The organism is Leptospira adleri (assembly GCF_002811985.1).
In the GTDB taxonomy this organism is placed as follows: domain Bacteria; phylum Spirochaetota; class Leptospiria; order Leptospirales; family Leptospiraceae; genus Leptospira; species Leptospira adleri.
In genome coordinates this window covers 20,184-36,841 of record NZ_NPDU01000043.1, presented here as the reverse complement: position 1 = coordinate 36,841, position 16,658 = coordinate 20,184, and the positions used below count along the sequence as shown (strand labels likewise).

Annotated in this window: 7 protein-coding genes; 3 read left to right on the top strand and 4 right to left on the bottom strand. The window is 43.8% G+C overall.

What is annotated here, in order from left to right; all coding sequences use genetic code 11:
- From CH376_RS15670 to CH376_RS15655, 4 genes are all read right to left on the bottom strand, one after another.
- Window positions 1-7,277: PD40 domain-containing protein (locus tag CH376_RS15670; protein WP_100788183.1), on the bottom strand; the 7,277-nt coding region annotated here is incomplete at its 3' end.
- A gap of 5 nt (window positions 7,278-7,282) precedes the next feature.
- The gene (locus tag CH376_RS15665) at window positions 7,283-7,894 is read right to left on the bottom strand and encodes a DUF1318 domain-containing protein (RefSeq protein ID WP_100787023.1); all 612 of its coding nucleotides are present in this window, start codon (window positions 7,892-7,894) and stop codon (window positions 7,283-7,285) included.
- 13 nt (window positions 7,895-7,907) lie between these two features.
- Complete coding sequence (locus tag CH376_RS15660; protein WP_100787024.1) at window positions 7,908-10,919, bottom strand: LIC_11026 family protein; 3,012 nt, start codon at window positions 10,917-10,919, stop codon at window positions 7,908-7,910.
- Between the two features lie 14 nt (window positions 10,920-10,933).
- The gene (locus tag CH376_RS15655) at window positions 10,934-11,275 is read right to left on the bottom strand and encodes an STAS domain-containing protein (protein WP_000695903.1); all 342 of its coding nucleotides are present in this window, start codon (window positions 11,273-11,275) and stop codon (window positions 10,934-10,936) included.
- Window positions 11,276-11,480: 205 nt separating this feature from the next.
- Between CH376_RS15655 and CH376_RS15650 the strand changes: the two genes are divergently transcribed.
- The 3 genes from CH376_RS15650 to CH376_RS15640 all read left to right on the top strand — a co-directional run bounded on the left by CH376_RS15650 (window position 11,481) and on the right by CH376_RS15640 (window position 16,652).
- Window positions 11,481-12,467: a glycosyltransferase family 2 protein gene (locus tag CH376_RS15650; RefSeq protein ID WP_100787025.1), complete on the top strand. Its 987-nt coding sequence runs from the start codon at window positions 11,481-11,483 to the stop codon at window positions 12,465-12,467.
- A gap of 36 nt (window positions 12,468-12,503) precedes the next feature.
- Window positions 12,504-14,393, top strand: a complete 1,890-nt coding sequence (locus CH376_RS15645; protein ID WP_100787026.1) for a hypothetical protein — start codon at window positions 12,504-12,506, stop codon at window positions 14,391-14,393.
- A 243-nt stretch (window positions 14,394-14,636) separates the two neighbouring features.
- Window positions 14,637-16,652: a sensor histidine kinase gene (locus CH376_RS15640; RefSeq protein WP_125231966.1), complete on the top strand. Its 2,016-nt coding sequence runs from the start codon at window positions 14,637-14,639 to the stop codon at window positions 16,650-16,652.
- Window positions 16,653-16,658 lie beyond the last annotated feature (6 nt).

Genomic DNA, 16,658 nt, shown 5'->3' with positions numbered 1-16,658 from the left:
CTTGCTAAAAATTGAATCTGATAATCCGAATTGAATTCTTCTTTGGTCGAAAAAATAGGATTCGCGATCAAAGACTCGGGATCGTTTACGAGATAAAAACGATCCTCAGTCCTCGGCACCAGAGGAATTCTAAAGTGATACGAACTCAGATAAAGATAAGTGAGTTTGTTCTTTGTGAGTTTGATGTTTTTCCTGTATTCGTTTTCCAATTCTTCACGAAGTAAAACCTCGTAACCTCCCCGGGAAGCCTCTTCGAGATACTGAAAGAGCGCCGCTCGAAATTTGCGGTTGTCTTTGATCGCAAGATCCCCTTTCGACTTTCCCTTCGTAAAACGGATGTAAAACGATTCCAAGCCGAGATCCATGACGGAAAGGAATTCCTGATCCTTGGGAAGTTTTTCTTTGAGTTTCTCCGAAACGGAAGCGAATACCGGCATGTCCTTGTAATCCGGGTTTCGATTTAAGATCAACGATCGATTGAACGAAACCAAATCTTTGGCAAGAGCGAGATCGAAAAATACTTCCGAATTGTTTTTCTGAAAGGACAACTTCTGCAAAAAGGTGATCAGATCCAAAAGTTCGATTCTTTCTTTGGAAGAGAACGGCTTTCCTTTTTTGGAACGGACTAAAGTATTTAAGAATTCAATAAATTCCCCCGCAGGTTTGGAAGCGGCCTTGCCGTAGAGCGCCGACCATTCTCCGCCGTCGGCTTCCGCGTTTTCGGAAGGTTTCAAATTCTTGTGAAGATTTAACTTTGCTAAAAAGACATTCTTTTCTTTGAATATGAATTTGAAATCTTCGCCGATCTTGTATTTCGAACCGATCTTTTCGATCCAATCCTTACTTTTACCGAGTTCTCCCCTCGACAAAAGCGCCTGGGAATAACCGAGTATCATCCTCAGAGCCCTCGATTTAGCGCCGACCTTCCATTCGTATTCGACAAGAGAATCCGCCAAAAGATCAACCTCTTCGTTCTCTTGAAACGGAACCACATACAAAATCAAATGATACAAAAGACTTCTTTCCTCTGGATCCAAAGACTCGAACAGTTTGGAAGAATTTCCGTAAACTTCCGAATACAAGGAATAAGGCGAAAACCACGCACCCGTAATTTCACGTTTCCAGTTGCGGAACATACGCTCTCGAAATTTTCCGGTGTCCTCTTCGGCCTCTTTTCTTTTGAGGATCTCGAAAGCGGCGTCCCAATTTCCGGAAAGGATCAGATACAATTCCTCCTTTCTAAAAATTTGATTTTTAGAAAGATTGACTCCCTGTAAAAAATATCTCTGAGCCAAAAGACTCTGTTGGATTTCTTCGACTTCCTTTGTTTCCTCCGAATCGTTCGCCAGCTCGAGCGCGTTCTTATATGCGAAGTCTCCGATCTCCGGCTCGTAAAGATTTCTTGAAATTTTAAGAATCTGCTTATAATACAGATAAGGATCGTAAAAAGCGGAAATCCATTTCGGGGAAATCCGAAGATCGGAAGCCGGGACCGGAACACCGCTCGCAAAAGAATACAAGTTTTTTAGAATATTCTTTTTTTCTAAATCTTTTATATCCTCGTAAGAATAGGAATCGCAGTCCTTCGGATTCCGATCCAAATAACAGGTCAACAATGCGGAAAAAAGAATCGAATCCTTTTCCTCTGAGTTTTTCAGAACTTCGGAATAAATTTCCTTCAAAGAATTTTCCGGGGAAAGTTTCCACCGCAGACGAAGCAGATCCAATTCTCCCGAAACCGCCGGATTTGTTTCCTTTCTCACGGAGCGATAGGAAAACGCGTGCGAATACGCTTCTCGAATTTGGTCCTTTCTTTCGTGATCCCTTGCTTTTTCGTATGACTTGTTTCCGATTCGATTTTCGTTCTTGATTCTCAGGATGCTCGAACCCAAAAATAAACTTCCAGGGAAACGTCCGGAAAAAACCTCCTCCGGAGAATTTTCAGCGCAGGCTTGTTTGAGAATACAAAGTGCGACACTGCGAATTCCGGAAGCGTTCAAAAGTTCGTAAGCCTCCGATAATTTTTCAAGATCCGTAAACGAGTCGTCGTAGAATAACGCCGAAGAGATTTCATTCCGGTTGTGAAAAAGATCCTTCAACGCGAGTTCTTTACCGGAAAAACTTTCTCCGAAAGAATTGTCTCCCTGAACTTTAGGAAATCCCGATACAACCAAATCCGTGTCCAACATCCTGGAAAGAATCCGGCCAGGCTCCGTCTTTTTAACCTTTATAGTAGAATCATTGTTAGGCGATCCTTCCATAAGAGCCAAAGACCGCAGGGGTCTGAAATCCTTCTCTTGAAGAGGACGCAGGTGAGAAGGTCTAAAAACAAAGGAACGTTTTGAGGGAAGAATTTCTTCGACGCTTTGAGGATCGATTCCGCCGTCCATTTGGACAAACCAAACCTTTTGACTCGAAAAGGGAATTTTACCGGAGTTTGCGATTCGTTTTAAAACCTCCTCCGGTTTCCCGCCGAGATTCAGATATTCTTCGGAGGAAGAGTTAGCGCGATAAATTCTCATCTTAGAATCGGATGATTCCATTCTAAGATATCCTTCCCCTTCCGAGAGAAGACCGATCGCGGAAGGTTCCTCCGAAAAAATTCCCAAATAACCGTCCAGGTTCGGATTTTTCGATCCTATAGCGGAAAGAATTTTTTCAAAATCCTTCGAGAAGTTTTGATAATCCTTCTGCGCAAGATCCGATTTTTCCTTTTTTTCCAACGCGGCCTGAATGGCTGCGTATGCGAGTTTTTGTTTCTTTAGAAGGTTCTGAAGCTGATTCACGTCCGCAGTAAAACCCGCGTCTTCCGATTCGTGGGGAATCTTTACGAATTGTCTGTATAAATTGATTTTGTGAAAACGATCAAGACTCTTAAATCCGTCCGAAAGTTTTCCTGTTTCAAAATGGATCTCGGATTGTATTTTAAAAAGTTTGCGTATTACGAAAAACTTAAGTTCTCCGATCAAGTGTGGATGCGAAAGCAATAGCGACGACGCCTTGTCTATTTTTTCCTTCGATTTCGCATAACTTTTCTCGTTTCTAAGGATTTCCGCCTGCGCGACAAGACATTCGATCCATTCTTGAATATAATAAAATTCGTTGGCCGATTCCGCGGAAATATCCAAAAGAGCTTTCGCCTTTTCGTCGTCCCCCAATCTTACGTAGAGCGCGGCCCTGCTCAAAGATTGAAAGATCCTTTCTCTTCTCGTATAAGGATCAGCCGGCAATCCGATGTTTTCTTTCGGAACCTGGGAGGGATTTTCCAAAAGACCGGCGGATAAACCTAACATCTCGAATCCGGACGAAACGTCCGACATACGAAAATACTGTTCTCCTAAATAATAATATACTAATGCAAGAGTCGGATCGTGATCCGGATTCGCGCCGTAAAACCTTAAAAGACATTTTTTTCGTTCCGAATAGATCATCTCTTCGATCAAACGAACGTCTCCCAGACAATTTTCGACAAAACTCGTCTTGGCGCCGATCAAGGTTTCCAGTGCAGCGTTCAGTGTTTCGGCCTCAATCTTCGGATCTTCCTTGGAATTTTCCAAATGTCCGAAAAAAGAATAAAGTCCTCTTCGAAAGGAACTCCTCGCCTTCGATACGAATCCTTGATCCGTTTCAAATTTTTCCGCGTCGTTATAGAGGGCCGTCGCGGTTTTGAATTCTTCCCGTTTAAAATGAAGATATCCCAAATCGTTAAACGAATTGGAGCGAATGAGCGCTCCCGCGAGCGTGGAACCGAGTCCTTTGGATTTCACGTAGGAAAGACGCGAGTTGATCTCTTCGATCGCCTTTTCGATTTCGTAGGATTGAACGAGATTATTGACGCGAATTCCACTCGTCATCAAAGGCTGGAACTTCGGTGAAATCGCTTCGGGAAATCTTCCTTCTCCCGAAATTCTTACCCCGTCCGGAACCGCGACGTCCCATACGAAGTCCCAAAAATAATCCCAGAACGTTATCTTCACTCCCTTGGGAATCCAATCTCCGCCGCCTCTTCCGGAGGAGATTTTCTCCGCTTCCTGTAGATGAGATTCGGATAGTTTAAACTTTCCTAATTTTTGAAAACATAAAGCGAGCCCGTTGTGAAGATTGACAGGATCGATCCAACCCTTGTCCCCGTTCAGAGAAAGAGCGTCCTTATAAAACGGAACCGCGTTCGAGAATTCTCCGGACTCCATATAGGAAAGACCGGTTAACGTAAAAAGAAGCGCGAGTTTGAATTTGTATTGTTGTAATTTTTCGGCGCTGTCCTTGCCCGCGAGAGTTTTTCTGGATTCGTTCTCGAAATATAAATTCGCCGCGGATTTGAGTTTGCCGACCGCCGATTTATAGTCCGCGACGTAGATGGAAGACCTCGCGGAATTAAAAAGGAACATCGCCTTTTGACGATAATTCTCGAACTGGGTTTTTGAAAGGATGTAATCGGAAAGAGAATCGACTTTGGAATACTGTTCGTTCGCTCTCGGATAATTTTTTAATAGGAAGTAATTGTTTCCGAGATTCAAGCGCAGATCGGAAAGGGCTTTTTTGTTTTCGAAATTCTCCCCTAAAAGTTCCAACACCTGGCTGTAGAGTTCGATGTTGTCTTCGAAGTTTTTTTCCGGAAAATACTTCTTATAAACTCCCGAATACTTTTCTTCGTCCGTGGGTTGATCCTCTCCGGACTTTCTTCCTTTGAGAATGTCCACGTATTGATACATCCAACCCAAAAGCTGATAGGCTTCATAATAACGCGGATCGGCAAAAATGATCCACCTCAATTCATATTCAGCTTGTTTAAAGTCTCTGAGGATCTCCTCTTTTCTCGCGGAGGTCATGGAATTGGCGGCGTTGTAATAGGTTTCCCGGATCACGCTCCGATTGACCAAATAATAAGAATAGCCGTAGAGAGTCGCCAAATCCAAAACGGGGCGAGATCTCGGCACTGCTATTTTATAGTATTGATTTATATAGGAAAGTCCTTCTTCCGAAAGAGGATCCACGCTCGCGATGTCTATGATATCGATTTGTTTTAAAAGCGCCTTTTGTTTTTCCTCGCTCAAAAAGCTCGCGAGTTTAAATACGGAATCGACCATCATCCTTTGATAATATACCGCGTATTCCTTATATAAGGTTTCTAAGAATAGGTTTCTACTTTTTACGAGAAACATATTCTCCGTGTTGTAAAAATAATGAAAAGCCGCGTCCTGAAGATTTCCTCTTCGATCGTGATCTCTCGCCTTGTTCTCAAAATAGATAAAGGATCTTTCGATTTCCTTTTCGTCCAGATCCACTCCTAAGAGCGGATCGTACTTCTCCAAATAGATCCGAAGTTCGTCGAACGATTTCTGAACTTCACCCAGGCCTTTAAAATTATCCGACTTGAGAAGATGTCCCTTTAAAAAAAGAGGATCGTTTTCCGGAACGGACGCAAGAAAAGAATTCATCAAAGAATTACTTTCCTCGAACGAACCCTTTCCGTTCAGACCGAGCGCCTTGACATATAAGAAATACTGAAACAAACGAACCGATTTTTTTTCCAAAGAATTTGTCGAGATTCCCGCCTCGGCGGCGCCGATTCTCTCGGAAAAATTTTTGCCTTCCAAAACTTCCCGATCGATCTGTGCGTACAACAACTTCAGATCTTCCTTCCCGGCCTTCGGATCGTTCGCGATCGAATAAAAGGAATCCGGAATCTTATAAGAATGAGCCGATGCGTTTTTAAACTGAAGATCGCCCAATTTACGATATATATCCCGAATCCTGTAATACTCGGGATGATAGTTTAGAATTTCCTGATATAGTTTTAGGGAAGCGGAAAGATCGCCGGTCTTCTGCGAAAGATCTCCTTCTTCTTCCAAAATGGAAGCCAATAGATTTTTGTCGACCGAGGGCACGCTACGGATCTGATCGTAGTATTTTTTCAGTTCCTGGATCGCCTGCGCGGGTACGGTCCTGCGTTCTTCGGCCAAAAAAAGCCCGTAAGCGAGTCCTTTGGAAGGATGGAGGCGGGAGGCAAGGATTTCTTTTTTTACATCCGCTGCCGCAGAACCTCTTCCGGATTCTCTCGCTTCGTTGAATTTCAAAAGCAGCCCCTTGGAATGAATCAAAGGAAAGATTGGGTCTTCGAAAAAATAAAATTCGATCGCGTCGATCGCCAGCAAAAAATCCTCGAAACTCTGCTTATCCCTGTATTGAAGCGCGAGTTCGTATTGGGATATGATGTCCTTTTCTTTGGAAACGGAACCCGAGGCGGGAATAAAATAGATATTTAAAGTATTATAATATGCTGCCGTAAAAAGAATCGAACCCCCGTTAAACGAAGAAAACTTTGAATCGAAAAGAGAATCGTTTCCCGACGTTAGCCGACGCACCGTCCCGGTTTTAAGATCTTTTCTCACGATCAGACTGTTATCCCTTTCATCGAGACGGCCGTTTCCGTTCGTATCGTTTCGGATCGAAGTGTAATACAAATAACGTTTATCGGTGGAAAGAGAAGGGGAAAAGTTGAGATAAGAATCCGAAGTGATCCTTTCTGTTTTTCCGGAAGCCACATCCAAAACGTAAACGTCCCCGGAATTCGAGGATTCGTAGGAAAGATATACGATCGTCTTCCCGTCCGAGGACCAAACCGGAGACGTACCTCCGTTCCGAGTCAGAAGCCTCATCGGCTCCTTTTCTTCCGTATCCAAAACGACCAGATTCTGAACTCCGGGACTCAGACGATCCGAGGAAAAAACCACACGACGGTTGTCCGGGGAAAAACAAGGATCTGTATCCGCAAACCCGTCCTTTTGTCCCGGAACATCAAAATTAGGATTTGTTAATACAATAAAATCAGAATTTAGAAAACGTTTTCCCTGTAGAATTTTTTCCGCCCAGCGGGAAGGGTCCATTTCCAGCAAAACTATATCTCCGGAAGAATCGTACTGCTCCGAAACAAAGACCAACTTACTTCCGTCGGGACTGATCGCGGGTTTTAATTCCGGAGCCGGATGTTCGGTGATCGGAACCGTGATCGAACTTTTGAGATCTCGAAACCAAATGTCGTAATTTCCCTTCTGACCCGTCGTATAAAAAAGATAACGCCCGTCGGCCGTCGCGGAATTGTATAAGTTGTTTCCTCTTTGTACGGTGAGAGGAAAAGGTTTTTCGTTTTCGGGCGTGAAGTAATTTACCGCTATCGAAGAATAATTGAACTCGAGCGGCTTGATCTTCGCGCTCGACTTCAACAAGGCGCACTGATAAATAAAAATAAAACTTAAGATCCAGGAGAAACGAATCATCTCATCTACTCCTTACGCACCCATTTGCCCGCGGACTTTTCGTAATATTCCCCTTTTTCCACGAGACGATACCAGGTCTGTTCCAGGTGCGAGCGCAGATTTGCGGAGGATTCTTTCGGATCCGACTTAGTGTCCGCGCTCATCTTGGAGGAAATCACCTTATTTCTGTGTTCGTTCGCAAGAGATACGAGAGAATCGATGCGGGATTTGATCTCCTTTTTCGAAAGTTCGTTTTTGACTCCTGCCTCCGCCGCCGAAGGATTGATTCTGAGTTTACCGTCCCTTCCTTCCGCAAGAAAACCTTCCTCTTTCCAGTTCTTGATTTCGGGAGCGAGATATGCGAGAGCTCTTAAGGACATTATAATATTCTTATCTCCTAGCGAGAAAGAATCCCCTGAATAATCCTTTTTCCAGACTTCGGAACCGGCGGAAGAGGTTTTGATCGAAGAAATAAGCCAGCCGTCCTTCTCGAGAATTCTATCCTCTCCTATCATCTGTTTTTCAGAGGAAGTCTGAGTTTGCGTGAACGTGATCAAAGGAGACTTAATGATACAGCCCGCAAAAAAAATCCCCAAAAACAGAATCGGAAACTTAGGATTAAAAATGAGTCGTCTCATACTGGATTCTCCTTTATTGATACGTATCGATTTCGGATCTCGCTCTTTTTAAGAAGTTTGCAAGCGGCATTCTCTGTTGTGAAATCTGACTGTTTTCCAGATTTATAATCGTATTTAAAATAGAACGTTTGAACTGAATGACCGCGTAAACGAGACCCTTGGACAATTCCACTTCGATCTTGTCGACCGCGTAGCTGTTGTAGATAAAATCCGTAAATAAGTTCGAAGGTGTGAAAATATTCACCGCGCTCTTGGCAAAATCCTGTCCGATCTGAAAGACGCTAAAGAAAAGATTTATATTCGGAATCGGATCTGCGAGATTTCTGCCGGAAACGTTCAGATCCGCCTTGATCTTTCCGTCGTCGATTTTGGATCTGCTTTTCGGAGGCAGAAGCTGTTTCAGATCGATATCTTTTATCTGAACGACGGCGCTGAATTCCATCTTCTCGGGCTTTCCCTCTCCGATGTTTACGAGAATGTCCTTTCCGGTAACAAGTCCGTCTAACGTTAGAATTTTCAAATATTCTAATTTTAGAAAGTTTTCGGAATAGTCGATTCTCGCGGAAAGACCGGGCTGACCGGCCTTAGGTTTTACGTAATCGAAGGGAAGACCGCTGATGGAAGGATGAGTTCCCACGATTTGTTTGATCGTAAAGTTAGGAATCGGGATTCTCCCGTAGGTTTTGATGAACTTCTCCTTATTGCCGTCGATTAAGTTCGCAGTCGTTTTGACCGCGAGGTCGTGTACAAAAGGAAATTCAGCGTTCATCCCTTCTATCTGATAGAGTTTACAATTCTCTCCCGGACAGAATGAGTTCGCATAACCGATGTTCGTATTTTTAGAAAGTAGATTTCCGCTCGCAACGGAATTCTTCAGACGAAATACGATCGAAAAAAGACCTTCGAACGTGATTCCCTTAAAAAGATAAGCGGGCTTTTCGGATTTAAAAACGATACCGCCTTTGAGATCCGGAATGAGATCTCCGAAAACTCCCTCTTCCGTCTTTGTCGCCTTGCGAAGACTTCCGCTTGCTTCCATCTTAAATCTGGATTGAAACGCGGTGAGAGAAAATTTAGGAAGCGTAATTGAAGAATCTTTTGCGATCTTAACGTCCAGATCCAGTTTCAAATCCTGCACTTGAATTCCCGGAAGATCGAATAGAAGATTTCCCGTCACGGATTGAGCGCCTTCCGCAAGAACGTAGTCGACGTTTCCGTCGAGACGGATCTGACTTCCCAAGTTGTTTCTCACCGGAATCAGACTTTCGCGAAGAGAAAGAGGAAGTGTAGGCGTTAGGCGATCCAACGCAGTATTCAAGCGAAGAGAAGAAAGGGACATCCTAAATCCTTTTTCCATGGAAAGAATTCCTTTCGTAAAAATAGAAAGAGATTCCTTTCCTTCCACGCCTTTTGTAAGAAGCGAAAGAGAATCAAGTCTGACGACGCTCGGGACGAACGGTTTTTCGAATTGGATCTGCGACTTTAGATCCATCACAACCGGAATCGAAGATGATTTTCCCCTTCCCATCGGAAAACGAAAACCTCCTATCTGAACTCCTCCGAGTATATTCAAAGAATGGAATGAACCTCCGACTTTCAGTTGAAGCCCTAAAATTCCGTTGAGAGTGTTCACATAATCCGTAAGATTTAAGTTTTGGACGGCGAGATCCAAATCGAGTTCCGAACCCCGCAGAATTCTTCCCGTGGCCGCGAGTCCGATCCCGTTGTAAGTCAGAGTCAGCTCTTTCAATTCCAGATTTTCAAGAATCGGAATCGGCTTTGCCGAGGTCGCCTCTTCTTGCGTTAGAGGATGAAGGATGGAATCCGCAACCAAACGTAAGGTCGGAATCTTATGATTCTTCCCTGCGATCGATACGAGAAGATCTTTCGCGCTAAGATCCGCGGACACTTTCAAACGAGTATCCTTACCGGAGATCGTAATCGGCGCAAGACTCAATTCCCCATCCAATTTCATCTTTGGAATTCCGGGAATCGTCGATAAAAAATCGGAAAGCGGTTTCAAACGAATGGAAGATTTTTGAACGGAGAATTGAACGTTTCTCTCCTTGGACGAAACTCCCGAAATCTCGCCGGCTCCTTGCAGCCAAACGTCTTGGTTGACCTTCCATTCCAAATTTTCGAGTTTGAGTTTGTCTTCCTTTTCAAGATAACCGAGTTGATAACGAAAAGCGAAACCGAAAGGCGCCAAGAGTTGATTGCGCACTCGGATCGGAACCGAATCCGAACCGATGTCCGCCTTTGAAACGAGAAGACCGCCCGCGACCGAATCGTCTCTTATGAGTTCGAGATTCATCCGAAAGGGTTGATGGATGGACTTGGAATTGTCCTCGAAGTAGATCTGAACCGTCTTCTCGGGATTGAGTTGAAAACGAAGAGTATCGATGAGCTGAAGAATTCTTAGATTGATCGGAATCTTTCGAAAACGAACCGTGTCCAATTCCAGTGCAAGATTGAATCCTTCTATCCCCGCTCTGTAAGAAGAAGGACCGGAATCCGAAGCGACGTGTACAAAAAGATCCTTGAGTTCGAACTTGAGATAAGCGCTTACGGGAAGATACGTTGCGATCTCCTCCAACGGAGAGGAAGGTTCTTCTTTTTTAGAAGGCTCGTTCGAAGAAGGAAAGAGTTTGGAAAGATTCCATTCTCCTTTTTTTTGTCTGAGATCGAGGTTGAGTCCGACGAGTGCGATCCTCGAAAGTTTTGCCCTTCCCAAAAACAACAACGGAAGATTGTAGGAGAGATCCAGTTCCTTTAAGGAAAATACGGGTTTGTTTTCAAAGGATTCATCGGATCGAACGATCAGATCTTCCAAAGTGATCCCGTACAAAAGGGAAAACTTTGTGACCGTGAAGGTTGTATTCCCCCGAATCGCACCGGAAATAGTTTTGTTTAAGACGTACTGCCCCGTAAACCGGTTGAATGCGAGTTTGTAAATAAATAATAGACTAAAAAGAATGTAATAGAGTCGTTTATGGCGTTGGAAATGACGTTTGAATGTTTCCACGACTTCTGATAGGATCAGTATTCAAAAGATTCAAGAGCTTCTTCCAGGGTCTTATAGATTTCAAAGATACTGGCGAGCTTGGTAATCTCCATCAAGTTCTCTATATCGGAATTGAGGTTCGTGAAAACCATTCTACCTTTTAATCCATCGATGTGTTTGTAAATATTCAAAAACATACCGAGACCTGCGGAGTTGATAAAGGGAACTTTTTTTAAATCGATGATAAATTTCGGAACGTCACCTTTGGAAATGTATTCTTCTATTTTTTGTCCGAGCTCGAACTCATTTCCTGCTTTGATCGGCCCTTCAATCTTGATGATGTGGACGTCGTTTTTCGTGGTGACTTTAATTTTCATAACCCTGACTTGGATATTGGATGCAAGTATAATTTAATTTCCTAGCAATTTGTAAAGAGAATTTTTAAGCATAGCACTAAAAATCAGGGCAAAAACCCGTTTTCATAGACAAACCGGAAAAGAACGAAAGAAGAAGCGCCGAAACGAAAGCGGGGAATAATTCTGGACAAAAAGCCGACTTCTGCGATCCTAACTGGTACATCTTATGGCCGAAAGACCTCCTCTCCTTTCCGTTGTCATCCCGATCTACAACGAAGAAAAAACCATTCCGGAACTCACGAGAAGACTTTTCATTCTCCAAGACTTATTGATTCGAAATCGATCCTTTAAAAAAGACGATCTGGAAGTTCTTTTCGTCAACGACGGATCCAGAGACGACAGTTTCGAAGTTCTTAAAAAATTCTGCGCGCAGACAAACGGCTTTCATCTCGTAAACCTTTCTCGCAACTACGGCCACCAAACGGCGATTACGGCGGGCATCGATACAGCAAGGGGAGAAGCAGTCGTCGTGATGGACGGAGACTTGCAAGATCCTCCCGAGTTCGTGGACGATCTCTATGGAAAACTACTCGAAGGATACGACGTAGTCTACGCGAAGAGAAAAAAAAGACCGGGAGAATCCTGGTTTAAACTTTTAACCGCTCACGTATTTTACAGAATTCTAAAGAAGATCACGAGGTTCGACATTCCGATCGACACCGGCGATTTTAGAATCATGAGCCGCAGAGTTACGAACGTCCTCTGTTCCATGAGGGAACAACACCGTTACATTCGGGGACTGATCTCCTGGATCGGATTCAAACAGACGGGTCTCGAATACGAAAGAGAGGAACGTTTTGAGGGAGTCACGAAATTCTCCGTTGGAAAGATGCTCAAATTCGCGTTAGACGGAATCACGTCCTTTTCTTCGGCTCCTCTCAAGTTGTCTTCTTATCTCGGTTTTTTCACCGCGTTCGGCGGAGCGATCTACGCGTTATTCGTCATTTATCTGAGAATTTTCACGTCGGAGACGATCACCGGCTGGAGTTCGATGATGATCGTAGTACTCATATTAGGCGGGACCCAGCTTCTCGCGCTCGGAATGATCGGAGAATACTTGAGCCGCGTCAACGACGAGTCCAAAAGCAGGCCCTTGTATGTGATCGAAAACGTGTATTCCTCCAAAAACGCAAAGCAGACAAAGAAACGATAGAAAGCGGGACGACCGTCCACTTTCGCGGAGACGAAGATGAAAAAAGACAAATTTCTGATCCCGGGCATTCTACTCTGTTTGTTATCCCTGGGACTTGCGTTTTACATGGGTTATGCGAACTGGGAAATTTTTATCCGGACCTGCAGCCTCAAGGATCTTCTGACCTGGGATGAAAACATACGACTCAACGTAGTCCTGGATCAATATCAGGATTTCAAGGAGTTTCGGATCTGGAGAGCCTTCTTTCCGTTTTTAGAATCTCCAACCTGGCCTCCGCTGCGTTCCCTGCTTTCACTTTTGTTGCTTATGACTCCGGGCGAAATGCCGATCACTTGGAAGGATTCTTTCTTAGGACTCGTCTTCTACGTTCTTTGTTTTCCTACGATCCTTTATATCGTTTTTAAGATCACCGGTTACGCTTGGAAAGCCGGGCTTGTTTCCATTCTCACGCTCGCGTTGACCTTGCACACGACCGAAGCTCCGTCTTACAGCCTTTCTTCGATGTTGGAAACTCAGGGGATGTTTTTTCTATTATGGACTTATTATACTCTTTATAAGATATACAAACAGACGGAGGAAGATCCGTATCGAGCCGAATTCGATAAAAAGGAAAAGATAGAATTATCGGTAGTTTTGTCGCTCTTCGGATTATTTTTCACAAAGTATCCTTACGGTCTTCTTTTGTTCATCGCGATCGTAGCTTATGAAGTCGTCTCCAAACCCAAAGAATATTCCGAAATCGTAAAATTCGCATTCGTAAAACGTTATAAAGGAATTCGAAGAATTTTTCTGATTCTTGTAGTCGCGCTCGTACTATCTCTTCCGATTTTAAGAGTGGTCACCAATCTAAATCTCGATCAGAAACAGTTTAAGCTGATCATCTACTACTGCACGGTTCTTCTTTTTATCGACTTCAATCTGTTTCTCTACTTTCAAAAAGAAGAATGGAAAAAGATCGCTCCCTCTTCCATCCGAGTGATCTATCTCTATGCGATCGCGCCTTCGCTCGCGTGGATCTTTGCAAATCCGGATCGGGTGATGAGCCTGATCAACGCGCAGATGATCGTAAACGAATACGTGAAAAGTTTTGTATTCGCCCTTTTTTCCTCCCCAACGACGACCAGTCCGGTCAGTCACGTCTTTCAGGAACCTTGGATCTTTCGCATTTTCTTTTTCGGAGTAATCGCCCTGATCGTTTGGTTTTTCAAAGGACGCATACGGGAAAAAGGAGGATCCGTTCTTACCTCGCTATCCGAGACGTTTAGAGACCCGCTCGTCGCCGTAACGAGTATTCTGTTTTTGCAATATATCATCATAGACGCGACCACCGGTAACAAACAACTGAGACACGTATTTCCTCCGTTACCGGCCTTGTTTACGATCTTCTCGCTTTGGGTATTTCGTTTTATTGAAAGTCCGATTAAAAAGGAAAGAATCGCCGCGGCCGGTTTCGGTTTGATCGTATTCTTCTGGAGCGCGAGCCTTTATGTGAGAGAAGGCGGGCTTTTGACAAAAAGTTTCGAAAAGGTCCAATACTTTTGTTTGAAGGGATTTCAGACGGACCTCTTCCAACCCGCAAGAGATCTCACTGTCAAAATTTCCCCCGAAGGAAAATATATCGTCTTCAACGGATTTCATGAGGAATTCAACTTCGACAAAAAAGGAAGATTGATCGCCTCCGAGATCGACCTACTGATGAGAATGAAAACGTTCGAAAAAGGAAAGTACCGAAACGATTCCAGACACAAGTGGAAAACCTGGGAAGAATTTTCATCGGCGCTCGTAATCGCGCCGACCTGCGGACAAAAGGAAATGATGGATAAGTTTGCGATTCGTTCGGCGGCAGTCGGCAAAAGTACAACTCTCAAAAAAGAATACAAACATCCTTCCGGAAATTATTGTTTACGAGAATATAGGATCCAATGAACGGCTTCCTTACATCCGAAAGGATGTGAGGAGAATTTCAAAATCGGATTCAACCATCCGACTTTCCGAGTTCGGTTTATTTTTTCGCGAACTCTTAAAAAAAAATCCTTCTATTTGAATTGCGCTACGACTCGGTTTTAGATCTATAAAACCGAAGACGAACGATGAAATTCGGATTCTTCCGAAAATGAATTGCAGGAATGGGAAAGAAGAATTTACTCTGGAATTGATTTCGAATCTTCTATGCAGCCTTCCTGGATCATTCCTTCCGTCTTCTTTGCGCTGACTGCCGTCGTCATTCTCAATCTTGTTTATTTGTTTTTATATTTGACGGAGAAACATAAATTCCTGCTCTTTTGGTTGCTTTCGTGGTTTTTTCAATTCATCTTCCTTCTTGGAAATCTTTTTCGAGCGACCTTTGGACAGGAAGAATGGGTTTCGATAGCGACTCATTGCGCGGACGTAACGAGGGCTTTTTTTCTTCTGACCGGTAGTTATCTATTTCTAAAAAAGGAAATTCCGAAAACCGCCTATCTGCTCTTGCCCATAGGATTCGCATGGGCCGTCGTCGAGGAAATTTATTTCCCGGGCTCCGATCTCGCTTCCGCGCCGATTTATATGATCGTGGGGGGAACTCATATCTATTCCGGAATCTTATTCCTCCGTTTGCCTTCGACTTATTATCGAGGAAATCAAATCGCCGGATGGAATTTTATCCTCTGGGGAATCCATATCCTGGACTATCCGATCTTAAGACCGATTCCGGAATTTGCAATCGTAGGTTTTTTGTTAGGCGGTCTGTTTAGATTGAGTTCCGCGATTTCAATTCTGTTGATCTACTTTGAATGGTCGAGAGAATCCGAGATCCGGCTCGATTCACTTTACAAAAAGATCATAGACACTTCTCAGGAAGGAATCTGGATCTTAGACAAAACGGGGAAAACTACTTTTGCAAATCCTAAGATCGGACAACTCTACGGAATCAAACCCGAAGATATGCTGGGTTTGAATATTTTAGACATAGTAGAACCCGAAAGAAGAAGTTCCGTCGCGCATCGATTGGAAGAGAGGAAAAAGGGAAAGACCGAAATTTCAGAATACAACTTCGTGAATCGATTAGGAGAAAAAAAATTCGCGATCGCTTCCGCAAATCCTTTGTACGACGATTCGGGCAATTACGACGGAGCGCTCGCTATGATCGTAGACATCACTTCTTTGAAGATGGTCGAGGAAAGACTGAGGGAAAGTGAAAGACAGATCTCCACGATCATAAGCAATATTTCCGGTATCGTCTATCGTTGCAAAAACGACCCCCCGCGCTGGACGATGGAATATATCAGCGAAGGATGTGAACAGCTCACAGGTTACGTTGCCGAAGATTTTTTGGAAAATAAAATCGTGAATTTCGGAGATCTGATTTTAATCGAAGACCGACCTCTTGTCGAATCCGGAGTTTCCGAATCCGTAAGCGCGCAAATTCCCTATCAATTGACTTATCGGATCCGGAAAAAGGACGGAAAGATTCAGTGGTGTTTCGAACAAGGAATCGGAGTTTTCGATTCTAACGGCGGATTACAGGCGTTGGAGGGAGTTATCATCGACTATTCTCTACCGAAACAGGCAGAGGAACTGATCAGCAATTCTTTAAAGGAAAAGGAACTGCTCCTTAGGGAAATCCATCACCGCGTTAAAAACTATATGCAGGTTTTATCAAGTTTGATCGGGCTTCAGTCCGAATATTCGACCGAACCGGAAGCTAAAAAAGTCCTCGACGACAGCCAAAACAGAATCGCGTCCATGGCGATGATTCACGAAACGTTATATTCAAAAAGCGTTGAGAGTCAGATTTTTCTTCCGGATTATATCCGAAAACTGATCTCTAATCTTATGCATTTTTTCGGATACGACGAGAAAGAACTCCAGACCACGGTCCGCTGCGATTCGTTGGTTTTAAACCAGGGAATTCTGATCCCATTGGGCCTAATTCTGAACGAGCTGATTACGAACTCGATGAAACACGCGTTTCCAAAAGTGAACGGAACCAAAAAACTTTCGGTCAGTTTTACGATGGATAAACGGAATCTTTCCTGTCTCGAAGTGACGGATAACGGTCCGGGTAAGAATCCGAATTCTCCTCCGAAAAAAGATTCCCTGGGGACGGAGCTGATTTCGCTGCTGACCCAACAACTCAAAGGTAATATCGAGGAAGTTTCCTCCGGCGAATCTCATACAACTCGAGTTATTTTTCCTCTCAATTAAGAGATT